This window comes from Ruminococcus hominis (assembly GCF_014287355.1).
Taxonomy (GTDB): Bacteria; Bacillota; Clostridia; order Lachnospirales; family Lachnospiraceae; genus Schaedlerella; species Schaedlerella hominis.
This window is the reverse complement of record NZ_JACOPE010000001.1, coordinates 316,187-341,277: the sequence shown is the minus strand read 5'-3', so window position 1 is coordinate 341,277 and position 25,091 is coordinate 316,187. Positions and strand designations below refer to the sequence as shown.

Below are 25,091 nucleotides of genomic sequence, written 5' to 3'. Positions count from 1 at the left end.
TTCATATTCTAACTTTTGAGATTATATTTCCCGGATCATACAATACTGCTTCAAATCAAAATGTGAATTTTCCACCACACCATATACTTTAAATCCAAGATGCTCATAAAACGGTACATTCTGCGGATTATGCGTCTCTAAGGACAGCATCAAATCATTCTTTTCTGCATGTTCGATCAATTCTTTCATCAAATGTTCTGCCAGTCCATGATGCTGATGGCTCGGTGCAACCGCTAAATATATAATATGTATCCGCTTTGTCTGATGGAGCTGACTTGTCCAGCTTGCATTCAAATAATCCTTGCCAAGTGCAAAGTTCCAAAATGTTTTCAGGCTGTGGTCTTCTTTGATCAAGCTTTCGTCTGTTCTAATCGTCCCTCTAAGCTGTGCCAGATAATGGTAGATTGGATTCTGATGCTCCGTCTCATCTGACACTACAAGAATGCTGTTGAGTTCCTCACTATCGGAATAGATGTCACAGGTTTCAAAAAATTCTGTCAAGTCACTCTCAAACAGCTCCGGTAAAAGTCGTTCCCTTGTTTCTTCATCTTCAATCAACGTACAATAGAGCGGATCTTCTGCAAAACATACCGTCAGTATTCGCTTTAATCTCTCCAAATCCTCTTCTTGTACTTTATATAAATTATCCATTATAACTCTCCCATCATTTTTCGGATTTTCTCCAACGAACGAATCATGTATCGAATATCATCCTCATAACAATTTTTCTGTCTGTAAATAGCTGCTTCCAATCGTCTTATTTCCTCATTCAATTTCGGATTCTCTTCCTTCATCTTACCTCTCAACCGTTGCACGATTCCATAAAGATTCTCATGGTGCCAGATTCTCCCTGCGCCCCACATTAATCGTTCCTTCGGCTGGTGTAAAATATATTCTGTAAAATGATAATACACTTCATCATCAAACAAAAATGCAAAACAGTTATTATCTACTTTATAAATGGATTCCAGTGTATCATGAATTTTTCCCTCTTTCAACGCATCCAACGCACACTTAAGTTCCCTGATATTGCGTTTCACCGCCTCCTGTGGAAATTTTACCTCATCTTCCCAATCCAGACGTGTAAAATAATCTTGTGTTTTTTGATAAATTCGAAGCAATGCTTCTCCCTTTTTCGAATATTGCTCCCGATAAACTTTTCGTTCTTCCTTTGATTCCAAATTTTGATATTCCAGATTTACCCCCTGTATCCACTTGTATATCTCGTCTGCCTGATAGATGCCGCAATCTATCAGTCTTTCTAATACATGAACCGGATTATCCTTCACCTCGTCTGACTGTTCTTTTTCCTGAATCACTGCATTCTCTGTTTCCTGCAATATCTCCTTCTCATCCAGACTTTCTTTCATTGCCTTAAACATCCTTCCAAAATTCAGCGGCGGAAGTACCAGTTTGTCCATTTCCAAGATCAATCTCAAATACAATTCATGGTGAAAACGATACACCGGTTCTTCATACAGTTCTTCATTGTCATACTGAGAGTGATAATAATTTTCCATAAATGGTCCATCACTGAAATCATTTACCAGCGAAGGAATTCCTGCAATTGAAATAGAGAAATCATCCGACCATGTCTCGATCGGATACAATACTGTTATTCCATCCGGATATGCTTTTTTCGGTACATCAATCTGTTTTACAAACTGTTCGAAATAATCCGCATATTCATATGTTCCCCGGATTGCATCTCGACTGTGATGTGCATGTGCCGGCAATTCAAAATTTAAATCCGCAATTATATGTCCCCGCCACTCCGGATGCACTCGAAAGACCTGATTGTATGCGCCGGTTGACCAGTCAAATTTAGAATCTGATACACCCCACTCTTCTGCAGCCACCGCACAAACTACAATCGTATGTGCCGGGCGATAACCGCCCTCCAACATTGCCTTCGCCATTCCGATAATCATTGCGACTGCGGCATTGTCATCCTGAAATCCATCAAAATATGAATCATAGTGTGCCGTCAACAAAATCATCTGTTCCGTCTCTTCTCCCGGAATCTTTCCCACAATATTATATGCCGGTACATTTCGCCGAACCATAGATTTGGCATCCAACCATACTTTTGCTGAAATTGGCTGTTTTACTTCCACACATGTTGAACCCATATTATACTCAGCCGATATTCCCATACATTCTTTTAACTTCTTTGCATCTGCCTGTGACATGGAAAATGCTGCCGCATATTCCGGACCTGCGATATCCTGTGCATTTAGAGAGGTATCGTATTTTTCTCCGTATCCATGCTCCTGCACTGCAATAAATCCGACCGCACCTTTCAAATATGCCTGATAAGCAGGATAATTAATCCACCATTCATCCCGCTGATTGATTTCTGCAAGAACTAATTTACCTTCTACATCCATCCCTTCATAATCTTCAGCAGTTCCTTTATTTACATATACAATCTCATACTCCTGAAATCCATCCGTTACAAAGTTGGTCTGATACGCTCCTAACTGACAACTATATTCCTTCCCTTTTTTGTCTTTGAATTTCAAAACAGCTTTCTCAAACTCCCACGAATCCAGACGGAATTCATCTTTTGTCACATCCGACAAACCAATCCGTTTCATTTCCTCATACAACATATTACCTGTGGCAATCTCTGCCTTTGAGCCTGCTGTTCGATATCCCAGCACCGGATTTGTTTTTTCCTTTTCCATTCGTTTTGCAAGTTGATACGAATATTCAACATCTAACTTGCTCAAACATGTCTGCAATTGATTTTCCCACAATTCTTTCTGTTTTATTACTTCCATGATGCATCTTCTTTCTTTTCTGACTGAATCTATAAACTGTCTGTTCCATAAGAACACGCAATGATAATCTTTTGTTTTCTATTCCCCATTATAACGCACTCTGGTATATTCTCAATATATTTTTATCTCTGTCTCTCTTTAAAAAATTGCCAAATAGTTACTGTTCACAGTATTTGTAAACAGCAAGAGGCATCCTGGCGGAAACGCCGGGATGCCTCTATATTTATATGAGCTACCATATAACCTTATTTAATTATGCCATTATTCAAATTTCTATGAGCACGGCAACTATTTTGGTTACTGTTCACAGGTACTGTGAACAGTAACCTATTTTGTCTCTCCGTCATATTCTCTGATTTTCTGTCTTACAGGATAGATAAATGTTGGAGATACTGACAATTCATCTACACCCATCTCCATAAATCTGTCGGTAAGTTCCAGATCTGCTCCAAGTTCTCCACAGATTCCAGCCCAGATTCCGGCCTTATGAGCATTTTCAACAACCATCTGAATCATTCTTAAAACTGCTTCATGATGAGGATTATAGAACTCATCTAATTTTGCATTCTGACGGTCAATTGCTAATGTATACTGTGTTAAATCATTTGTACCAATACTAAAGAAATCAACTTCCTTTGCAAGCAGATCACTTAAAATTACTGCTGCAGGTGTCTCAATCATAATTCCCTGTTCTACATTGCCATATGGGATTCCTGCTTCATCCAGTTCAGCCTTTACTTCTTCCATAATAGCTTTAATCTTGCGAACTTCTTCAACAGAAATGATCATTGGATACATCACTGCGATATTACCAAATGCACTTGCTCTTAAAAGTGCACGCAACTGTGTCTTAAAGATTTCCGGTCTTGTCAGGCAGATGCGGATAGCACGAAGTCCCATTGCCGGGTTTTCTTCTTTATCTAACTCAAAATAATCTACCTGTTTATCAGCTCCGATATCCAATGTACGAATAATAACCTTCTTACCTGCCATCGTCTCTGCTACCATCTTGTAAGCCTTAAACTGTTCCTCTTCTGTCGGATATGTATCAGACTCCAGATAAAGGAATTCACTTCGGAACAATCCTATTCCAGCTGCATCATTTTCCATTACAGATTGAAGATCTGATACAGAACCAATATTTGCAAAAAGCTTAATTGCTTTTCCGTTCTTTGTCACAGTCGGTTTACCCTTCTGCTCTGCAAGAAGACGTCTTCTTTCCTGTTGTTCTGCCTGTTTCTTCTGATACTCTTCCAATACATCTGCTTCTGGTTCGATAATAAATTTACCACTGAATCCATCAATGATCGCCTGTTTTCCATTCCATTCTTCTTTAATATCTACTTGAATCAGAGCAGGAATATTCATTGTTCTTGCAAGAATTGCTGTATGAGAATTAGAAGACCCAAGTCTTGTAACAAAACCAAGTAATTTACTCTTATCCATCTGAACAGTCTCACTAGGTGCAAGATCCTCTGCAACAATAATAGATGGCTCATCAGACACTTTCGCTTCTCCGATTCCCATCAAAATATTAATGATACGTTCAGAAATATCTTTAACATCCACAGCTCTTGCCTGGAAATATTCATCATCCATTGCTGCAAACATTGTCGAAAAATTGTCTCCTGTAGTAGCTACTGCATACTCTGCATTAAGTCCCTGACTAGTAATAATATTTTTAACAGAATCATTGTAATCATCGTCTTCCAACATCATCTGATGTACTTCAAAAATCTGTGCTTCAGATTCGCCCACTTCTTTGAGGGCTTTCTCATACAATGCTCCCAACTGTTCAATTGCTGTTGCCAATGCCGCTTCATAGCGTGCAATTTCAGCTTCTGTATCCTCAACTTTTGTACGTTTTACCTGTTTCTGCTCTTTTGCAAAAAACGAAATCGGACCGATTGCAATTCCACCGAAAATAGCTTTTCCCTGAATAATTTCCATAATGACCCCGCCTTAACTTAATAATAAATTTATAACTGTCCAGCACACCCTATTTCTGTACCGAACAGTTATTCAAATGCTTCTTATTCTTCTAATTACAGATTTTCTTTGAAGAATGCTTCTAATTCTGTAGCTGCTGCATCAGCATTGTCACCTTCAACAGTTACTTCAACTTCCATATCTTTCATAACTCCCATAGCCATGATTGCCATGATCTTTGTAGCATCTGCTGTTTTTCCATTGCATGCAAGTGTGATTTTTGCTCCAAGCTCTTTTGCTTTCTTAACCAGAAGTCCTGCTGGTCTTGCGTGAAGTCCTACCTCATCTGTGATTACATAAGTAAATTTTGCCATTGTTTTGTCCTCCTCTTATTATCTTTCTTTTATCATATTTAATGCTGTTTTTAACACTGCCTCTGCATCCATCGATGCATAAGCCTGAGAGTCGATTACCGCAATTGGGGTTCCGGTCGATTCAAACTGTTCTTTCAAGACATCATACTTATATCTGACCTGTGGTCCAAGAAGCAATACGTCGGTTGGCTTGTCATACTTTTGAAATGCAAACTCTGCCATCGCATGAATCTCTACTTCTATATTCTGCTCTGTCGCTATCCTTCTCATCTTATTAACCATGAGACTGGTAGACATCCCGGCGTTACAAAGTAATGTAATGTACTTCATATCGTTTCCTCTCTCTCTTAATCCCTACTTTACCATTCCTTTACATAAAACTCCAACGAAAAAAAAGCCACATTTAATGTGGCAATTTTTGTATTACTATTCTAACCTGAATTTAAAAAAATATAATCAGATCAGACATTTTTATTTTTTCAGCATTCCAATTAAAGAGTCAAATGTTCTTCTATGTATAAGCTCTGAAATATCTTCTGTCCTCAGCAATAAATCCGTAGTTGCTTCATAAAATTTTTGAATGTCCGGATCTTCCTCACTTCCTATCAGAGTCAAAATAATTATTTGCACCTGTTCTCTATTCCAGATTATCGGCTTTTCTAATATAGCTACTGCCACTAACGTAGTTTCCAAAAATACTTTATCAGGATGCGGAATTGCAACCAGATTGCCATAGTCTGTAGGAGACAATTCCTCTCTGCTTAATACAGATGCAAATAAATCTGCAGCTGATACAACATTTCCCCATACAGTATTCTTTCTCGTAGCCATCTCCACACGACCGCATAATTTTGCCAACACTTCATCTCTTGTTGTTCCGTGTATATCTGTAAAAAACAATTCCGGCCGATAATATTTTCTCAAAAACTCTTTACTTTCCTGCTCAAACAACTTTCTGACCGCTGTAATATCGCTCTCTTTTAAGAAAGAACTCACTTCTAAAATCGGCACCGGTACATATGTCTGAATTGGAACAGTTGTAAAAACATAATCTACTTTTGAAAAATCAAATGCTTCCACTTCATACAGATTACATACATATATTTCTTTGATATTTTCTTTGAACTCCTGGCTATATCGGTATTTCAAAAGCTGCGAACTGCTTCGCCCAGAAGCACATACGATTAGAATGGAATATTTCTTCTTGTCACTCTCCCTCTGCTCAAGAGCCAGTTCAAAAATTTCAGCCAGTTCTCCTATTTCATCCTCAGGAATATCACATTCATAGTATTCCTTCAAAATAGATGACACTTGAAATGCGACTGTATACGCAAAAATATAATTCTTTTTAATTTCTTCCAGCATCGGATTTCTGAAAAAAATATGATACTTTAATCGAATACTAAGCGGAACCAGATGTTGATTCAATTCCATACGCAGTCCCAGATTATTGCGAAAATCAATTTGAAATTCTCTGTAGACCATATTCAACATCTGATCTACGAGCTCATCCATCTCGCTTTGCATCACAAAATTGTCTTGCTGCTGTCCTTCCTTCACTATACCTTTTCCCGCCAATTGCAGCAACAGATACTCCTGCTCCACTTTTGGAAATGTCACATGATACTCTCCTTCAATAAACTCTGCCAGTTCTTTAATAAACTCTGTCTCGGCCTGTCCTGTTTTCAGACCCTGCATCTCCTCCACAAATTGCCCTTGACGGATTCTTCGAATCGCAATATAAATATGTTCAATAAAATCATTATATGCGATTTCTGAAAATTCTATCCCGTACTTTTGCATACACTGATAAACGTGTTTGCCAAGTGACCGAATCTCCTGCGTCTGATAAATTCTCCCAACACCTTCTAAGCCGTCCTTTTTAACAAACACATCCATCATACATTGACGGATATCAAATTCTCGTCCCTTAACCTTAATTCCATAATTCGGTTTCTTATCTATAGTAATATGATATTTTTGATAAACTTCCTCCACCTGACGAAGCGAATTCGTAAGAGTTCCTTTCGAAATGTAAAGAAACTCACATAAATTCTCAGACTTCACATAATCCTTCTGATTCAACAAATATGCAAGTAAATAGTGAATACGTTCCCTTGATGTTGCCGGGATTTGTCCTTCATTATGGATTCCATTTTTCAAAAGTACCTCTATCTGTTCTTTTTCTTCCTTATTCAAATAATATCCATAACGTGGCTTTGAAGAAATCGCCACATCATATTGCGTCAGCTGTAAATTTAACTCTTTAATTCTTGTTCTCACCGTTTTAACACCAATACCAAGCTTCTCTGACAATTCTATTGCTGTCATATATTCCGTTTTTACTAATAAATGTAAAATCTTCTGTTCCTGTGAATTGAACATCTTCTGACTCCTTTCGCAACGATTTCCTTACATATTCTAATTGTAACATATTTTCACCTTGTTTTTTTAATCTGTTTTTTACCACTTTTCTTCTTAATTATCTGTTAATTTAAATATTTTTAATATTTTTTCTGATTTTCTATTGACTTTTTCAGCATAGTGAGATATTATAAAGACAACAAAACAAGGAGAACAAAAACCTCCTAAGAAAATAAATCTTATTTAAAGATAAAATTTAAAGAAAGAGGTACGGACCACCAGAAAGAGTATTTTAAAACAGACACAATATTAACGAAAGAGAGGTAAAGTCCAATGGGACAGACATAAAAAACAATATTTAATTTAATGAAAGAGGTAAAATCCAATGGGACGTTAAATAAAATATTCGAATACAAATTTAACGAAAGAGGTAGAATCCAATGGGATACTAAATAAAAACTGAATATCCAAATACGTGAAAGAGGTAAAATCCAATGGGAAATTAAAATAAAATACCATAAGAATACTATTTGAGATAATAGTTTTAAATAGATATCAAATAAATAAGGAGGACAACATCCGATGGATGAAATAATTTAAAGTCCACTGTACTACAATTATTATGATAGTGCAGTGGATTTTAGTTTGTTCTTTTTTAATATCCACATTTTGTTTTATACAAAAAACACGCCATTTCCTAAAACATATGCTATGATAAGCATATGTTTTAGGAGGCTTATTTAAATGGATAATTTAATTTTTAGCTTAAATGCTACCGTCCCAATCTTTTTACTTATGGTTCTGGGACTATTTTTTCGAAAATTGAACTGGATTGATGAAGAATTTGCCACGAAAATGAATGCTTTTGTATTTCGTGTCCCACTCCCGGTTATGCTGTTTGCTGATTTGGCAAAAGTTGACTTTAAAAGTGCCTGGAATGGTAAATTCGTTCTTTTCTGTTTTATAGCAACACTGCTGAGCATTATTTTAGTTGCGCTTCTTTCTCTTCTTTGGAAAGATAAAACCATTCAGGGAGAGTTTATTCAGGCGTCTTACCGAAGCAGTGCCGCCATTCTCGGTATTGCATTTATTCAAAATATATACGGCAATACCGGTATGGCTCCGCTTATGATCATCGGAAGCGTTCCTCTCTATAATATTATGGCAGTTATTGTCCTGTCATTTTTCCAGCCGGAACAAAAAGGTCTGGACTCGAAGGTTTTGAAAAAGACTCTAATCGGGATCCTCACAAATCCGATTATTCTTGGTATTATTGCCGGATTTGTATGGTCTGCACTAAAAATACCAATGCCACAGATTTTAAATAAGACTGCAACCAGCATTGGAGCTACCGCAACACCGCTTGGGTTAATGGCTATGGGAGCTATGTTTGATATTCACAAGGCTCTTGGCAAGGCAAAACCTGCAATTACCGCAACTTTTATCAAACTTATCGGACTTTGTGCCATATTTCTTCCGATTGCAATTTTGCTTGGATTTCGAAACGAAGAATTACTTGCAATACTCGTAATGCTCGGATCAGGAACAACTGTTGCCTGCTATGTCATGTCTCGTAATATGGGGCATGAGGGTGTATTAACATCCAGTGTTGTTATGCTGACAACATTGTTTAGTTCCTTTACCGTAACCGGATGGCTATATATTTTAAAGACACTTAGATTAATTTAAAAAACCACCGGCAGAATCTCTCTTCGAATGATTCTGCCGGTGGTTTTTTCAAATATCTAATTTACTCAATGCTGCTTTATCTGCAATCACTGTTACATCATGATGTAATTGAAGTATTGATGCCGGTACATGTGGCGATATCTCCTCTCCAAACGATTTTTTCACTGCCTCCGCTTTATCTTCTCCACTAATAATAATGAGAATTTTTCTAGCTGACATAATTGTTCCTATTCCCATGGTATATGCCTGTTTCGGCACCTGTTCTTTTGATTCAAAAAAACGTTGATTTGCTTGAATTGTTTTCTCTGATAAAGAAACACAGTGTGTTTGTTTTACAAAAACTTCAGCTGGTTCATTAAAACCAATATGACCATTGTGTCCCAACCCTAATAACTGAAGATCAACACCACCCAGACCTGCAATTAGTTTCTCATATCTTTGACATTCCTCATTTTGATTCTCATTCATTCCGTCTGGCACAAATGTATTCTGTAGTTCAATATTTACTCTCGAAAATAAATGCTGATTCATAAAGTAATGATAACTCTGCTTATTTTCTGCATCAATCCCCTTATATTCATCCAAATTTACTGTATGTATTTTCGAAAAATCTAAATCTCCTTTTTTATACCATTCTGTCAATTGGTCATAAACTCCTATCGGAGTAGATCCTGTTGCTAATCCTATGACTGATTCCGGCTTTAATATCATTTGTGCAGAAATAACATTTGCTGCTTTTCTACTCATATCTTTATAATCCTGTGCTTCTATAATCCTCATATTTGGTCTCCTTTATTTTCATGCGATTTCTTTCCAAAAATGTTTTACGGCCTCAGCAACACCATCTTGATCATTCGAAAGTGTAACAAAATCAGATTTTTCTTTTAGCACTGGTTGTGCATTATCCATTGCCACACCTATTCCTGCATATTCAATCATCGTAAGATCATTTAGCCCATCTCCACATGCTACCATCTCTTTTCGAGAACAATCCAGATATCGCAAGAGTTTTTCTAAAGATTTTGCTTTATCAATTAAAGGTGGCATAATTTCCAGGAAAAATGGTTCGGATCGATATATACTTAACTCATCTTTAAAATATTCTTGTAATTTTTTCTCTAATCTTTCTAAATATGTTCCATCACCTGTAATAAGACATTTTGTAATTGGGAAGGAAATATATTGTATAAAATCTTCTACCCCTTTTATTTTCATCTTATTAATAAAAGATTCTTTTTCTACATAAAAATCTTTCGGCGTTTCTGTTATCAACGAATCATTTTCATATGTGAGAAGTGCTACTTTTTTATCCTTTACCTGCTCATAAATTTCTTGAACATACGAATATTCTATTGTTCGTTCAAATATTGTTTTTTTTGTACTGCACTCTACAATCTTTCCTCCATTAAACGCTAGAATATAGCCACCATATTTTTCTAATTCTAACTCTCTTGCTAACGGCCAGATTCCATATTCTGGACGACCTGAAGCAAGTACAATATGTACTCCTTTTTTTTGTAAATTTAATAATATTTTCTTAGTATAATCTGTAATTTTTTTCTTTGAATTTGTTAATGTTCCATCTAAATCAAGAACAAGAACTTTATATTTCATTCTATATCTCTCCAAAATTCAATTTATTATGTTTCTTAAAAGCTAATTTCCATCATCATATTATATAAATCCATATCCAATGGTTTCTTCATCTTCAGAGCTTCTTGGATATCATAATCTACTAGATTTCCCTGTTGCAAAGCAACTACACGATTGGTTTTGCCCTCTTCAAGAAGCTTCACTGCATAATATCCCATGCGAGTTGCATTTACCCTATCTTTCAATGTCGGATTTCCACCTCTTTGAACATGTCCTAATATTGTGGCACGACTATCAATTCCTGTTTTTTCCTGAATCTGCGTGGCTATTTCTACAGGGTTTCCGTACCCTTCTGAAACAATAACAATAAAATGGTCTTTTCCTGACTCACGAATTTTTTTGATATTTTCTACAACTTCATCAATTGGGGTAGGAATCTCTTCTGTGATAATCTGAACAGCTCCTGTTGCAATACCTGTATTTAATGCAATATGTCCTGCATGTCTTCCCATCACTTCGACTACGCTACACCGTTCATGTGACTGACACGTATCATTTAATTTGTCTACACATTCTACTACAGTATTCATTGCTGTATCATATCCAATTGTATATTCTGTTGAAGCAATATCATTATCTATTGTTCCTGGAACCCCAATACATGGCAAACCTAATTCTGACAAATATCCTGCTCCTCGATATGAACCATCTCCTCCTATTACGACCAATCCATCTAATCCAATTTCTTTTGCATTTTGAAATGCTTTTTCGCGATATGCAGCTTCATAAAACTCCATACATCTTGCTGTTTTTAAAATAGTTCCTCCCGAATGGATTATTCCCGAAACGCTTTCTCTGTCCATAACATGATAATTTTTTTCAAGAATCCCATTATATCCTTTAATAAACCCTATCGGTTGAATTCCATTTGCAATTGCCGTTTTTACAACCGCACGAATTGCCGCGTTCATTCCCGGAGCATCTCCACCACTAGTAAGTACTCCTATTTTTTTCATTATGTTCACCTTCCTCATATTACAAAAGGGAAGCAGATCCCCCTGCCTCCCTTTCGCTTGTTTTCTATTTATTAATATTCCATCTGACGATAGTATCTTCTAGTTGTAAGTGGATGATTTCTCTCTTTTTCAAGATGGCAACTTAATCTTTCTGTAATTGCATACATGATCATTGGAGAAACAATTTTTCTGTATTCAGCATCTGTAAATGGAAGTTCAACTTCTTTTGTATCAAAAATATTAATAACTTTTGTTACTTTCTCAGAGAAGTTTTTAACACGATCCATTAATGGTCTTGTCTCATCTTCTCCGTAGAAGAGGATTAAGCTTGTATCTTCTTCTACAAGTTCCAGTGTTCCATGGAAATATTCTGCTGCATGGATAGATTTTGTTTTAATCCACTGCATCTCTTCGAGGATACACATTGCATAGTCGTAAGCTTCTCCCCAAAGCATTCCAGATCCGATTACCATATGATAATCTGTATCTTTATGTTCTACTGCCATTTTTGCACATCTATCTTCATACTGCTCTTTTGCTTTCAAGAGATATGGAACAATCTTGCTGTACTGCTCTACAAACTCATCATATTTATCAAATTCTCCTGCATTCTTTTTGAATCTTGCCAGTAATGTAATCATATATGTATAAATTGCTTCACACAGGCAATCATCTTCTGCGAAACTGAAGAACTTATAATCTGCATATTCACAAGCTGGTGTATTATCATTTGATACATATACCAGAGTTCTTGCTCCTGCCTCTTTACAATATTTGATTGCTGCTACAATCTCTTTTGTATTTCCACTTCTTGTAGAGAATACACATACTGAATCTTTTGTGAATCTCTTATGTCCTGATACCATGAATTCTGCTGCAATTACTGAGTGTGTTTCAATCTCTGAAGTTGTATCAAACCAATATTTCATTGGAAGTGAATGTGCATAAGTTCCGCCGCATCCAATAAAGAAAATGTTTGAATACCCCTCCTGGCAAATCTCATCAACTGCTTTCTCAATCTGTGGTCTTAATGCAATTGCATCTCCTACAACTTTTTCGTAACGTGGTACATCAAAATTAAACATCTTATTTTCCTCCTTAAATTTAAGTGTTATCTTGTTCGTTGATGTAATAATACATCATATAACATTATATGTAAAGTGGTTTTTTTAATTTTTTAAAAATTTTTTTATTTCATTCAAAATATCCAATAGTTCCCGTGGCTCATTTATGGAATAATCTGCCATTTTCAGCTCTTCCTCTGTTCCACATCCATATTTACAGGCAACAAACAAAATACGATTTGCCTGCGCTGCTTCAAAGTCATAACACCTGTCACCTACTAATATTGCGAACTCTGGATTTTCATCCTGTAAAAAACGGGCTAATGATTCCACTTTTCCTTTTCCTGGAATAATAGGTCTTACTCGATCTATTTTTTCACGCAAATCAAGTTTGTCCAATACCTCTTCTATATACTCTTCATCGGCGTTTGAGCATACTGCTGTTTTATATCCTCTTTCATGAAGAGAATCCAGCATATCTCCTACACCTTCATATTCCTCAACAGAATTATGAAATATTGTTCTATAATAACCAGATACTAATTTCCAGAAATTATCCGCTTCTTCGCTTTTTTTCTGTCCAAAAAATTTGAGATTGGTCACTTCTACCGGTTCACCTATCGTGCAGCGAATAGCATCTTCTGTCCAAACTGGTATATTCATTTTTTCCATTGCCAATTCAATTGATGGAATCATAAATTTATCTGTTCGACTCAATGTTCCATCTAAATCAAAAATAATATATTTCATTTCTATTCCTCAATCTGATTTTTAAACCCAAAGCCACCCTCTCGCAAGCAGTTGTCTGATGAATAATGTGCTGCATCATCCATGGCTGCCTTGATCACATCTGCCTGCAAAACAACGCCCTTTTTCCATCCTTTTTTCAGCAAAGATACAATCAATGCCGCAAGATAAGAATCACCTGCTCCCATTGTGTCAACAGGTTCTACAAAATAGACTTTTCCTTTTATAAATTCGCTTCCATTGTAAAAAATCTGTCCACGGCCACCCATAGTCGCAATTACATTTTTGCACCCATGCGCATAAACTTTTTTTAATAGTTCCTGTATTTCTGGTTCTTCCATATGGTCGCAGGAAAATTGTCCCAATTCCAAGTATGGACATGTCATATTTAAAAACTCTTCTGTACGATATTTATCTTTTACTGAAAAATCAAAGGTCACCATTCCTGTTAAATCTTTTAATTTATATACATCTTCATGCAATTTGGCATTACAACTTGTATGGATCACGTCAAAAGTTTTTAGATATTCCACCTCTTCTGTACGAATTGTCGTTGTATGTGCCCATTTTGTCCCCAAATCACATCCTATATAATGTCTTTCACCATCAATTACATTCACATCACATTTTTTTGTTGTTGCTTCCGGATCAAAGATACATTGAGATAAATCTACTCCTAAACTTTCCAAAGCATTTTTCAATATTTTCCCTTCTCTGTCTGCTCCGATGCTTCCTACATATGCAGCCTCTGCGCCAAGAAGTGCTGCATGAGCAGCAACGTTAACTGCATTCCCACCTGGGAACATAATCCCCATATTCATATAACGATCTATTACATTATCGCCGATTCCTGCTATTTTCATATTTTTTTACCTCTAAAAAAGGACACCGCAAATTCTATTCGCGGTATCCTACTCATTAATCTAATATTCTACTTTTCTATAGTAACGTCTAATATCAAGTGAATGATTTCTAATTTGTTCAAAATTCTTGCTCACTCTGGACAATACCGCGTTAATCACAACCGGAGAAAGCATCCATCTAAATTTGTCACTAATACCAGGCAATTCATAATCTGCTGTATCAAATACTGTAAAGTCATCTGTATACTGTCCTACAAAATCTTTTACTCGCTGATCCAATTTTCTAGTCTGTCCTTCTGTCATATTTAAGGCTACACAAACTCCTTTTTCCACCAATTCAATTGTTCCGTGGAAAAATTCCGGAGATGTTACAGATTTTGTTCTCAGCCACTGTGATTCCTCTAATACACACATTGCAAATGAATATGTAGGTCCCCACAAATTACCTGAACCAATCCAAATCTGATATGGATCATCTTTATACTTCTCTGCATATGCTCTTGCTTTTGGCTCACTTGCTTTTCCTACCGATACCAGGGCTGCCGGAAGATTCTTCAATTCATCTGCAAACTGTTTGTAATCATCAAAGAATCCTTTATTTTCCAACATTTTTCCAATTAGCATATACAAAACATACTCTTGTGGTCTTCCATCTTTGTATACAACTGAATAATCTGATAACTCACCCAGCGGCGAATTGTCAACTCCTAAAACAGACACAATCGTTGCTCCTTTTTCTTTTACATACTTAGCAGCAGCAACTGTCTCTTTTGTATCGCCTGATTTTGATGCCATAAATACTAATGTCTTATCTGTAAGATGATTATTTCCCTCAACAAGAAGTTCTGCTGAAATCTGTGATTGTACATTCAGGTTAGACATTACTGAAATCATGTAATCAAAAGGCTGCATCATTGCAAGTGAACCTCCTGAAGAAGTAAACAAAATATTGTCAAACCCTTTCTCGCAAACAGCATCTGCTATTTTTTCAATCTCTGCTCTCTGAGCATAAATATATTCTCCGTTTTTCAAAATCTGATTTTCATCAAACTTTACCATCATGATAATTTCCTCCTAAATCTAAATTAAAAAATACCTACAAGTGCTCCAACAATTCCTACAACCATAAGTACGATCAATATCCATGAAACTTTGACTTTTTTCTGCAAAAGCCCATAAATACCTAATGTCATTGCAAATGGAACAAGGTTTGGCATAATACCATCTAAGATTTCCTGTACCTTTACTGCTGCATCGCCACTTCCGATAGCTCCAGCAATATTAACCGTTATCATACTCGGTATCATTGCACCAATTACCATAAGTCCAAGTACCGCTGCACCAAATGTCAATTTAGGCATCATACCTGATTCTTCAATTTTATTCAGAAAACTTGTTCCAAATTTATATCCGAATTTTAAGCAAATATATCGAACTGCAAATGCCGGCACGTTGAATATAAGCCAAAATAAAAGTGGTCCTAGGATACTACCTTGCATAGCAAGGGATGTACCTATTCCTGTTGCAATTACTCGAAGTGTTCCCCAGAACATAGAATCTCCAATACCTGCTAATGGTCCCATCAATGCAACCTTTACATTGTTAATAGATGATGTATCGAAATCTTCATTTCTAGCGTTGCTCTCTTCCATTGCTGTTGAAATTCCAAACACTGCCGTTGAAATGTATGGTGTTGTATTAAAAAATTCCATGTGGCGTTTTGCTGCTGCTATCTGATCTTCTTTTTTCTGATAAATCTTTTTAATCGCAGGAAGCATTGCAAAACAATATCCCATATTCTGTTGTCTCTCATAATTCCATGAGTATTCCAAAGATAATGAACGTAAAAAGATTGATCTTAATTCCTTCTTTCCAATTACATTCTTCTGTTCTGCTGTATTAGAAGTCATCATCTTCCACCTCCTGTACTGCTACTTTCTGTGTTCCCTGCATCTGCACAAGGATAACTGCTAAACATCCTGCCATCATTGCAATTCCAAGCATTGGAATCTTAAGGTAAGCAGCTAATGCAAATCCAAGAATAAAATATACCATTGTTTTCTTAGACAAAATCATCTGTGCAAGCAGAGCAATTCCAAGTGCCGGAATAAATCCTGCTGCTGCCACAAGTCCATTCTGAACAAACTCAGGAATCGCTTCAAGAACTCGGTTCATAACTGGTGTTCCAAGATAAAATGCTACTGCACATATAATTCCTCTTGGTAAACTTTTCACCACAAATCCACCTAGTATATGCATTCGCTCCATTCCTTTAAAATCGCCTTTTTCTATATAGTTATCCGCTTTATGTAAAAAGAATGGAAGTATTCCAAGTGTAAGTACATTGTCAACAACCAAATATAACGTTGCAATTGGGAATGCCAGAGCCAGTGCTACATCTGCACCTTTTCCCGTTGAAATTGCAAATGCAGCACCCAGAATACCACCTGTGATTACGTCTGGTGGAACTGCTGCTCCAAGTGTAATAGAACCAATAAATACCATTTCAAGGGTTGCACCAAGAATGATTCCCGTTTTCAAATCACCCATAACCAATCCAACAAGCATTCCTGTAATGATTGGACGTGATCCTAAGTTTGTTCCAAACATCCACTCAAAAGTAACAAACATGGCAATCAACCCTATTAGAATTGCCTGAATTAACATAATTTTCCTCCTCACATGTTCTCTGATACTTTTACTTTCTGTTCACCAGGCACCTGCCTGATTTCAATTTCAATCCCATCATTTAACAACTCTTTTAACATTTCCTCATCCCGGGCAGTAACTGGAATTGTCTTATAAAGTGTCTTAACAATGTCCTCCCTTGGCTTACAACCGCCAAGATTGATAGAGCGTATTCCCGCATGTCCTTTGGCCAATCGATATGCATCCTCAATACTCTCTACAACGATAAATAATTTATATTTATCTGTAACACCTGCATTTAATGCAGTGATGGAATCTTCAATATTTTTCATAACGAGCTTCACCCCATTTGGCTTAGCCAGTTTCATTGTTGTTTTCCGAATGTTATCATTCACAACCGCATCATTTGCAATTAAAATGCAATCTGAATCTAACGATTGTGTCCACGCCATAGCGACCTGACCATGTAATAATCTGTGATCTACTCTTAATAATTTAATCATTTTACATCCTCCGTATCTCGTTTTAATTGGTTTTAAAATTCATCGTCTTCCTCTATTTTATCCTTAGACAATAACTTATTACATAAAACAATACCTTCACTTGCTTCTGAAATATTAGTTTCCAGTTGTTTCTCTGTCAAATTTTCCGTTTCATACCACAAACTAAGAACTAATGGGAGATTCATTCCTGCTATTAGCCAATATCCCCCCTCTTGTGCTCTTATCATAAATTCATTATTGATGCTCCCTCCAAATATATCTGTGATAACAACCCACTGGTCTTCTGGATTTCTTTCATTCATCCACTTTTCTATCATTTCCGGAAGATCTTTAGATTTTTCATCTACATATGCACATAGAGTTTCTACATTTTCATTTTGCCCCATTAAAAATTCCGCTGTCTTTTTCATTCCGTTTGCCAAGGGCCCATGACTAGCAAGCAATATTTTGTTCATTATCACTCCTCCTATTCTTGTGATATAACATCATATAACATCTCGTTACAATAAGTTTACTACTGTCTGACGTTTCTGTCAACAAAAAAATAGTACTTCTGCATTTTTTTATGCAAAAGCACTATTTTTTATTTTCTGATTTTTATTTTAAAGATAGAATTTTAATCGTTCTGTACAATACACTTGTTTTGATACAAACAATGGTTTTCCTTTTTCATCTTGATGCTTATCTGTAAAAAGTAACAATGCTTCTCCCTTTTTTATATTCAATAAACTTGCTTCCTGAGCATTTGCATATACAACTTCTAATGTACGGATGCTTTTTCCAAGTGTAATTTTATGTTTTTGTAAAATATCATACAACGACTGGTTTAAATCTTCTCCTTCCAAAAACGAGAATCCTTTTCCATAATGGTTGGTTTCAATCATTGTAGGAACATCATCTACAAAGCGTAAACGCTTTGTGCATAAAATCGTTGTATCCTCTTCTATATCTAGATATTGTGTGTCTGACATCGTCGGATATATCCATGACACATCCACCACTTTTGTAGTAGCTTGTTTTCCCTCCTGCTGACATGAATGTGTAAATCCAACCGTATCATCTGCCGAATACATAGCTTTCTTAGATGCAATAAAAGTCCCTTTTCCTCGAGATCTGATTACGAGACCATCTTCTTCTAACTCACTGATTGCTGAACGAATGGTTATTCTACTTACAGAATATGCCTCCATTAGTTCAGCCTCTGATGGAAGCTTATCTCCAGGTTTTAATTCACCTTTTTCAATTTTTTCATTTAATAGATTCACTATTTGCTTATACATCGGAATCATACTGTCTGGATTTATGTTGTTATTTTTTCCCATATTACTTCTCCCCATTTATCACAATGCGTTATGTTACATAATAATACATTATATAACATTTATTGTTCAATGTCTATAGTGTCTTCTGAAAATCCATACAATATACTCTTCTCTTCGAAATTATTATAGATAACTACAGTTACATTTTTTTCCAATTCATCGATAACTGATTTACTTTATTTGACATGAAAAATTTAAAATAATCCCCCAAAAGTACCTGTTTTGTAATATGTAGAGGATTTCCTGTATTCATATAAACCGTTTCTGTTAATACAAACACTGCATCAGGTTCTGAAAGTCCCATCAAAACAATCTCTTCTTCTGTTGTTATATTAGTTTCAAGCATAATCGAAGTATAACAATTATCTTCTATCTGTAATCCTGTTTTCTCTGTTATTTTCTCATAAAGCGAACAATTTTCCATATCTATTTTTGAAAGAAATCCATATTTCGAATATGGCAAATATACATGTTCTATCATAACAGGTCTATCATTTACGTGTCGTAGACGCTTCAAATATACAAGCTTTTCCCCATCTTTTAGTTCTAATTTTTTTGCCATCACCGCGTTAGCTGAAATCACTTTATTTTCAAGAATCTTTGTATAAGTTTTTATATGATTTTCTTGACAAAAATATGTGAAGCCTTTGAATGTTGTCAAACTCGAGGAAATTTTAGGTGTACGTACAAACACACCCTTACCTTGATATTTCACTAAAATTTCTTGTTCAACCAGTTCTGCAATTGCATTTCTAATTGTAATTCTGCTAACTTCGTATTGTTCACACAATTTTGCTTCACTTGGAATAGATTGTCCCGAACAAAACTCACCTTGTTCTATTCTATTTTTCAAATCTTCTGCCACTTGTTGATACAGTGGTATCGCACTATTTAATTTTATCATTTACGATAGCCCTCTCTTTTTTTATTAACGAGACTCTAAATATGTCATATGATGTATCTATACAATATATTATATCAGATATTTTTCAAAAGCACGATAATTATTTTAATTCAAAAAAAGAAACCTGCAAAATCATACAATTTCTACAAGTTTCTTTTCTTCACTCTAACTTATTCAATTTCTTCAGGCTCCATGCTTAACACATGACCTTCATTTTTCATATCATATTTTTCGCAATACTCTTTCAGATACTCAAGATATCGCGGACTATTCGATGGATAAATCTTAGAGTCATGGATATGTGGATCTGAATCTACCTCTCCACTCTTCATCAACGCTACCATTGCACTTGCACAGTGTGCTGCAATACGGTTAAAACTATTCAAAATATCATTGAATACCGTTCCCTCTTCCAGACCACAAATTCCATCACTAAGACGTGCTACATGGTGCAGTTTCAACTCGTCACACATTTTTGTAATAAGCATACCCAATGGTGCCACACGTTCAGCGGCCTCTTTATCGTCATTCATAAATGCATTACATGTTATATTGATTTCTTCACGGACAGCTTCCATTACCACATTTAATTCATCCCATGCCGACTGTGAAAATTGAATATGATTATCGTGCATCTCATTCGATAAATGTGCGATATAAGATGCATGATCTCCAATTCGTTCAAAGTCATTGATTGTATGCAGATACAAAGATACCTGTGTGGTCTGCAGTGTATTCATCTCGTGTTTTGTCAGTTTAATAAGATACTCACCAAGTCGGCTTTCATATTTATCTATCAAATCTTCTTTTCGCTGTACCTTATCAAACTTATCCTGCTGATAATTATTGATCAGGTTCATCGCCCTGTTTACATTCTTACGAAGCTTCTTTGCCATTCCGTTCATAGCTCTGTGACACTGTCCGATAGCTAATGCCGGATAATTGATCAAACGTTCTTCCAACAGATCAAAATCCGCTTCGTCTTCCAATTCTTCCGCACTGTCTTTTACAAGATAGCAGACTAACTGCTCAAGCTTCGGAATAAATGGGAAGAGCACACATACAGTTGCTACACGGAATACTGTGTTTAACAACGCTATGCTTACTGGTGACATGATCATGTCCATAAATGTAAAATGAACAAACGCATTCACTGTATAGAAAATAACTGACCATACAACCAAACCGAATAAATCATTCATCAAATATACAAGTGCTGTTCTTTTACCGTTCTTATTAGCTCCAATAGCTGAAATTAAAACTGGACAGGCAGCACCTACACCGATTCCAAGAACAATCGGAAACGCACTTGCAAATGTTAATAATCCTGTTACTGAGAGTGCCTGCAGTACACCGACTGTTGCGGATGCACTCTGCAATACTGCTGTAAATAAGATACCTACTAAAATACCTGCCAATGGATTCGAGAACATTGTAAGCATATCTACGAATACCGGACTTTCTTTCAATGGTGCCACAGCCCCACTCATGGTCTGCATACCTGTCATCAAGATTGAAAATCCCAACATGATATTACCAAGATTCTTATGCACTGTTCTTTTACCGAACATACGCAGGATAATACCAATTACTGCCACTACTGCAGAAATTGTTGCTGTAGATAAAAGACTTGCCACTCCGTTGGAACCTTGAATATAGGAGAGACATAAAATCCATCCTGTAATACTGGTTCCAATATTAGCTCCCATGATGATACCGATAGCCTGTTTTAGCTTCATCATACCGGAGTTTACAAAACCGATTACCATAACCGTAGTTGCAGAGGAAGATTGAATAACACTGGTTACTCCGGTACCAAGTGCGACTCCCTTCAGCGGAGTATTCGTCATCTTGTAAAGAAATGCTTCCAGCTTATTACCTGCGACAGACTTTAGTCCATCTCCCATAAGTGACATTCCAAACAAAAACAGCGCCACTCCACTCAACAAAGATAAAATCATTGAAACGATTGCCATAACTTTCTCCTTTGATGTCCCCTTTTAATGTCCGGGGACGACATCTTCTGTACTATTTTTTTACTTATTATTTACTTTTTTTTGGCATATTTTTAACATTGCCATTTTTATTATGCCATATCAATAATCGGATTACAACATTTTTCTTTGATAATCATTTGTATGAATACAGAACAAAAAAGCTCGAAAACTACGTGTTTTCGAGCTTTTTGTAAGAGGCACAGATCGGATTTGAACCGATGAATCAGGGTGTTGCAGACCCACGCCTTACCACTTGGCTACTGCGCCTTATTCTATATGTAAAAAGTGCATAAAGCACTTTAAATGACTCCAACGGGAATCGAACCCGTGTTACCGCCGTGAAAGGGCGATGTCTTAACCGCTTGACCATGGAGCCTTATTCATTTCGGCTGTGCCGTCTGTAACAGCCGAAATTTATATTATCATAGCATTTTGAAAAATGCAAGCTTTTTTTTATTTTTTTTTATCTTTTTTCAATATCTTCATTATTATTGTAATGTAAAGCTGACTTTTCCTTTATTCTGTCACTTGAATGGCATCATATCCAGTCTCTTTTGTACGGATTTTCAATGCCGAACGAATTTCATAACTGAATATCTTTCCATCTCCCATTTCTCCTGTATATGCCGCTTTCTGTATCGCATCAATCGTTTTCTTCTCCCACTCTTCAGAAGAAACAACAATTTCAAATTTTATTTTGGGTCTCATTTGAATCCCAATTTCCATACCACGTACAATCTCTGTGTATCCACGTTGAGCACCACACCCCATTACCTGCGACACTGTTATTCCATTCACTTCTATATCCTGCAATGCCTGTTTGACATCTTCAAACTTTTCTTCTCTCACAATTGCATCTATTTTAATCATCATTTTGAGTGACCTCCTAAATAACTATTTTACTGATCCAATCCATTGAAGCTTGGGTATGCACTTTCTCCATGTTGTGAAATATCCAGACCTACCTGCTCATCTTTTACATCCACGCGAAGAGGCGTAAATATTTTTACTATAGCTACGCAAATCAATGTTCCTACAACAGCAATTATCATTGTAATGATGATTCCTACGATTTGTGCTACAAACAGATGATAGTCTCCGAATACTAATCCATCCCAGCGGGCAACGTCATTGATTGAGCTCTGTGCGAAAATACCTGTTGCGATTCCGCCCCAGATTCCTCCTATTCCATGACAGCCAAAAGCATCCAACGCATCATCTATTTTCAGTTTTTTCTTTATTAATGCAACTCCATAGTAACAGATTGGACTTACCAATGCTCCTATGATAAAGGAGGACCAGATTGGAACAAATCCTGCACCTGGTGTGATTGCCACCAAACCAACAACAAGACCTGTTGCTGCACCAACCAACGTTGATTTTCCATTATGTAATACATCTAAGAGCATCCATGAAAGCAATGCCGCTGCAGCTGAAATTGCGGATGTCATAAAAGCATGTGCTGCCAAACCATTTGCTTCAAGTGCACTTCCTGCATTGAATCCGAACCAGCCAAACCAGAGAATTGTTGCACCTAATACAACAAACGGAATATTGTGGATTCGATATGTCATCACTTCGTAGCCTCTACGGCGTCCAAGAATAATTGCCAATGTCAGTGCCGTAATACCAGAACTGATATGTACTACATCGCCGCCTGCAAAATCTACAGAACCGATTGCTGCCAGTAATCCGCCTTCTCCCCATACCATGTGTGCCAATGGATAGTATACTACAACTGACCACAATGCTACAAATAAGAACAATGCCTTAAATCTCATTCTTCCTACAAGAGAGCCTGTAATCAGAGCAGGTGTGATCATCGCAAACATCATTTGAAATGCACAGAATACCAAATGCGGTATCGTATCTGCGTATGGTCCTGGCTCCATTCCAACTCCATTTAGCCCAAACCAGCGGAAATCTCCGATAATTCCTCCATGATTTCCACCAAATGATAATGAATATCCGAATAATGTCCACATAACTACTGACAATCCCATAATTGCCACACATGCCATCATTGTATTAACGACATTTTTTCGTCTGACAAGTCCTCCATAAAAAAACGCCAGTCCGGGTGTCATAAAAAACACAAATGCTGTGCAAATCATCATAAATGCTGTATCTCCCGTGTTCATGTTTCATCCTCCTCTTTCTTTTTCTATACAACAAACAAAAAAAGAGCGTTCAAAGTATCTCCATACTTCAAACGCCCTCGTCCGTCTGCTCATTACTCTACCACAATACTATGTTATTCGCAAGTATAATATTTTATAACAATTCTTGTTCCAGATATTCCTCCGGTGTAGGAAATATAGTATCTTTCCCTGTACATATTACATGAATATCATCTCGCAGTGCTTTCGCTTCCATCGAATTGATCTTCTCTAACTCCAACAGCAATTCCTTACTTTTTTCAAGCAAATTTCCAGGTACTTCATCCCATTTCTCATGAAATCTGCGATAACGGCAATATAATTCCTTGTCCGATAAGTACGTTTTCATTGCCTGTACCATATAATCCGGACATCCCTTTGTATCAAGATATTGTACTACTTCTTTCAAATCAATTGAATCATCTAATGCATCATGACTCACTTCCGAACCAAGTCCACAGAGTAATTTCAAATTAGCGATTCCTATATTGTGTATTTTTAACTTTTTGGAATAAATGCCTTCGATATCCTTGATCATACGTATCATTCGATTGACCGATTTTCTTGCTCGTTTAGAAATATCCCCCCGATATGCCTGAAGGTCTCTCTGAATAACCGTCTGATCCGGCCCCCAGACAAAAATTCTCGTTACATTCCAGATGGCCATACGCTGTGCAGCTTCTTCCATCACCATTTCATACTCTGGTGCATTCAGCAAATCTTCTTCCGTAATTCCTGTCACTTCCCGGAAACGATTATGCAATTCGTCATCCATATAGATATACGAATGAAATCTGTCCACTTCTTTAAAATCCTTGCGGCAGATTACAAATCCTATTGATACTAGTTTTGATGGTGCACCACCTTTACGCTGAGACGTAAGAAATTCTGTATCCAAAAAGGCAACTGTTTCTTCCTTTAAAATATCTCTTACAACAAGAGTTTCTTTTGCCTGTTCTTTTTTGTTTGTTTTTTTTCTATATTTTTTTTTTGTATTTTCCAACGGATTCACTCCCTACTTTAAACACTTAGCGAAGTATTTTTGAGCTTAGCATTTGTTATTTCAGCCAGAAAAACAATATCATATTCTGAGTTTTCAGGCAACCCATTTACATTTTTATAACAGATTTAT

General features: G+C 36.5%; 24 protein-coding genes and 2 tRNA genes. 1 reads left to right on the top strand and 25 read right to left on the bottom strand.

Annotation, left to right across the window (positions count from 1 at the left end; translation table 11 throughout):
* Positions 1–21: 21 nt before the first annotated feature.
* From H8S40_RS01455 to H8S40_RS01430, 6 genes are all read right to left on the bottom strand, one after another.
* Positions 22–651: a GNAT family N-acetyltransferase gene (locus tag H8S40_RS01455; protein ID WP_022075245.1), complete on the bottom strand. Its 630-nt coding sequence runs from the start codon at positions 649–651 to the stop codon at positions 22–24.
* Positions 651–2,786 (bottom strand): M28 family peptidase, encoded by a 2,136-nt coding sequence (locus tag H8S40_RS01450; protein WP_243238141.1) that lies wholly within the window; start codon positions 2,784–2,786, stop codon positions 651–653. The genes H8S40_RS01455 and H8S40_RS01450 overlap by 1 nt, the downstream gene beginning before the upstream one ends.
* Positions 2,787–3,113: 327 nt before the next feature.
* The gene (gene ptsP / locus H8S40_RS01445) at positions 3,114–4,736 is read right to left on the bottom strand and encodes a phosphoenolpyruvate--protein phosphotransferase (RefSeq protein WP_022075243.1); all 1,623 of its coding nucleotides are present in this window, start codon (positions 4,734–4,736) and stop codon (positions 3,114–3,116) included.
* Positions 4,737–4,831: 95 nt separating this feature from the next.
* Positions 4,832–5,089 carry an HPr family phosphocarrier protein gene (locus tag H8S40_RS01440; protein WP_022075242.1) on the bottom strand — a complete coding sequence of 86 codons (258 nt, stop codon included), beginning with the start codon at positions 5,087–5,089 and terminating at the stop codon, positions 4,832–4,834.
* 18 nt (positions 5,090–5,107) lie between these two features.
* Positions 5,108–5,419 carry a PTS sugar transporter subunit IIB gene (locus H8S40_RS01435; protein ID WP_022075241.1) on the bottom strand — a complete coding sequence of 104 codons (312 nt, stop codon included), beginning with the start codon at positions 5,417–5,419 and terminating at the stop codon, positions 5,108–5,110.
* A 141-nt stretch (positions 5,420–5,560) separates the two neighbouring features.
* Positions 5,561–7,474: a BglG family transcription antiterminator gene (locus tag H8S40_RS01430; protein WP_121056388.1), complete on the bottom strand. Its 1,914-nt coding sequence runs from the start codon at positions 7,472–7,474 to the stop codon at positions 5,561–5,563.
* Positions 7,475–8,197: 723 nt separating this feature from the next.
* Here H8S40_RS01430 and H8S40_RS01425 point away from each other — a divergent pair.
* Positions 8,198–9,142, top strand: coding sequence for an AEC family transporter (locus H8S40_RS01425; RefSeq protein ID WP_186864371.1), 945 nt, complete (start codon positions 8,198–8,200; stop codon positions 9,140–9,142).
* 48 nt (positions 9,143–9,190) lie between these two features.
* Here H8S40_RS01425 and nagB read toward each other — a convergent pair whose 3' ends face one another.
* The 19 genes from nagB to H8S40_RS01330 form a co-directional block, all read right to left on the bottom strand.
* A complete protein-coding gene (gene nagB / locus H8S40_RS01420; RefSeq protein WP_118737702.1) occupies positions 9,191–9,922 on the bottom strand; it encodes a glucosamine-6-phosphate deaminase in 732 nt (243 codons plus the stop codon).
* A gap of 18 nt (positions 9,923–9,940) precedes the next feature.
* Positions 9,941–10,756, bottom strand: a complete 816-nt coding sequence (locus tag H8S40_RS01415) for a Cof-type HAD-IIB family hydrolase (protein ID WP_118737701.1) — start codon at positions 10,754–10,756, stop codon at positions 9,941–9,943.
* 35 nt (positions 10,757–10,791) lie between these two features.
* Positions 10,792–11,751 (bottom strand): 6-phosphofructokinase, encoded by a 960-nt coding sequence (gene pfkA, locus H8S40_RS01410; RefSeq protein ID WP_186864370.1) that lies wholly within the window; start codon positions 11,749–11,751, stop codon positions 10,792–10,794.
* Between the two features lie 71 nt (positions 11,752–11,822).
* Positions 11,823–12,836, bottom strand: coding sequence for an SIS domain-containing protein (locus tag H8S40_RS01405; RefSeq protein WP_022075235.1), 1,014 nt, complete (start codon positions 12,834–12,836; stop codon positions 11,823–11,825).
* A gap of 84 nt (positions 12,837–12,920) precedes the next feature.
* Positions 12,921–13,565, bottom strand: a complete 645-nt coding sequence (locus tag H8S40_RS01400; protein ID WP_118737699.1) for an HAD family hydrolase — start codon at positions 13,563–13,565, stop codon at positions 12,921–12,923.
* 2 nt (positions 13,566–13,567) lie between these two features.
* Positions 13,568–14,425 carry a PfkB family carbohydrate kinase gene (locus H8S40_RS01395; RefSeq protein WP_118737698.1) on the bottom strand — a complete coding sequence of 286 codons (858 nt, stop codon included), beginning with the start codon at positions 14,423–14,425 and terminating at the stop codon, positions 13,568–13,570.
* Between the two features lie 60 nt (positions 14,426–14,485).
* Complete coding sequence (locus H8S40_RS01390; RefSeq protein WP_243116280.1) at positions 14,486–15,487, bottom strand: SIS domain-containing protein; 1,002 nt, start codon at positions 15,485–15,487, stop codon at positions 14,486–14,488.
* A gap of 23 nt (positions 15,488–15,510) precedes the next feature.
* A complete protein-coding gene (locus H8S40_RS01385; protein WP_186864369.1) occupies positions 15,511–16,338 on the bottom strand; it encodes a PTS system mannose/fructose/sorbose family transporter subunit IID in 828 nt (275 codons plus the stop codon).
* On the bottom strand, positions 16,325–17,092 hold the full coding sequence (locus H8S40_RS01380; protein ID WP_118737697.1) for a PTS mannose/fructose/sorbose/N-acetylgalactosamine transporter subunit IIC: 768 nt from the start codon (positions 17,090–17,092) through the stop codon (positions 16,325–16,327). Before H8S40_RS01380 ends, H8S40_RS01385 begins: the two co-directional genes overlap by 14 nt.
* Before the next feature lie 11 nt (positions 17,093–17,103).
* Positions 17,104–17,577 carry a PTS sugar transporter subunit IIB gene (locus tag H8S40_RS01375; RefSeq protein ID WP_118737696.1) on the bottom strand — a complete coding sequence of 158 codons (474 nt, stop codon included), beginning with the start codon at positions 17,575–17,577 and terminating at the stop codon, positions 17,104–17,106.
* Positions 17,578–17,609: 32 nt separating this feature from the next.
* Positions 17,610–18,032 carry a PTS sugar transporter subunit IIA gene (locus H8S40_RS01370; protein ID WP_121056416.1) on the bottom strand — a complete coding sequence of 141 codons (423 nt, stop codon included), beginning with the start codon at positions 18,030–18,032 and terminating at the stop codon, positions 17,610–17,612.
* A 147-nt stretch (positions 18,033–18,179) separates the two neighbouring features.
* On the bottom strand, positions 18,180–18,899 hold the full coding sequence (locus H8S40_RS01365) for a GntR family transcriptional regulator (RefSeq protein ID WP_186864368.1): 720 nt from the start codon (positions 18,897–18,899) through the stop codon (positions 18,180–18,182).
* Positions 18,900–19,038: 139 nt separating this feature from the next.
* Positions 19,039–19,803 carry a GntR family transcriptional regulator gene (locus H8S40_RS01360; RefSeq protein ID WP_118737692.1) on the bottom strand — a complete coding sequence of 255 codons (765 nt, stop codon included), beginning with the start codon at positions 19,801–19,803 and terminating at the stop codon, positions 19,039–19,041.
* A 170-nt stretch (positions 19,804–19,973) separates the two neighbouring features.
* Positions 19,974–21,779 carry a Na/Pi cotransporter family protein gene (locus tag H8S40_RS01355; protein ID WP_186864367.1) on the bottom strand — a complete coding sequence of 602 codons (1,806 nt, stop codon included), beginning with the start codon at positions 21,777–21,779 and terminating at the stop codon, positions 19,974–19,976.
* 216 nt (positions 21,780–21,995) lie between these two features.
* A tRNA-Cys gene (locus tag H8S40_RS01350) sits at positions 21,996–22,067 on the bottom strand.
* 37 nt (positions 22,068–22,104) lie between these two features.
* Positions 22,105–22,176, bottom strand: a tRNA-Glu gene (locus H8S40_RS01345).
* Positions 22,177–22,316: 140 nt separating this feature from the next.
* The gene (locus tag H8S40_RS01340) at positions 22,317–22,673 is read right to left on the bottom strand and encodes a P-II family nitrogen regulator (RefSeq protein ID WP_022075224.1); all 357 of its coding nucleotides are present in this window, start codon (positions 22,671–22,673) and stop codon (positions 22,317–22,319) included.
* A gap of 26 nt (positions 22,674–22,699) precedes the next feature.
* Complete coding sequence (locus H8S40_RS01335) at positions 22,700–23,941, bottom strand: ammonium transporter (RefSeq protein ID WP_022075223.1); 1,242 nt, start codon at positions 23,939–23,941, stop codon at positions 22,700–22,702.
* A gap of 133 nt (positions 23,942–24,074) precedes the next feature.
* Entirely contained in the window at positions 24,075–24,962 is an 888-nt protein-coding gene (locus H8S40_RS01330) for an exonuclease domain-containing protein (RefSeq protein ID WP_186864366.1), read from the bottom strand.
* Between the last annotated feature and the right edge of the window lie 129 nt (positions 24,963–25,091).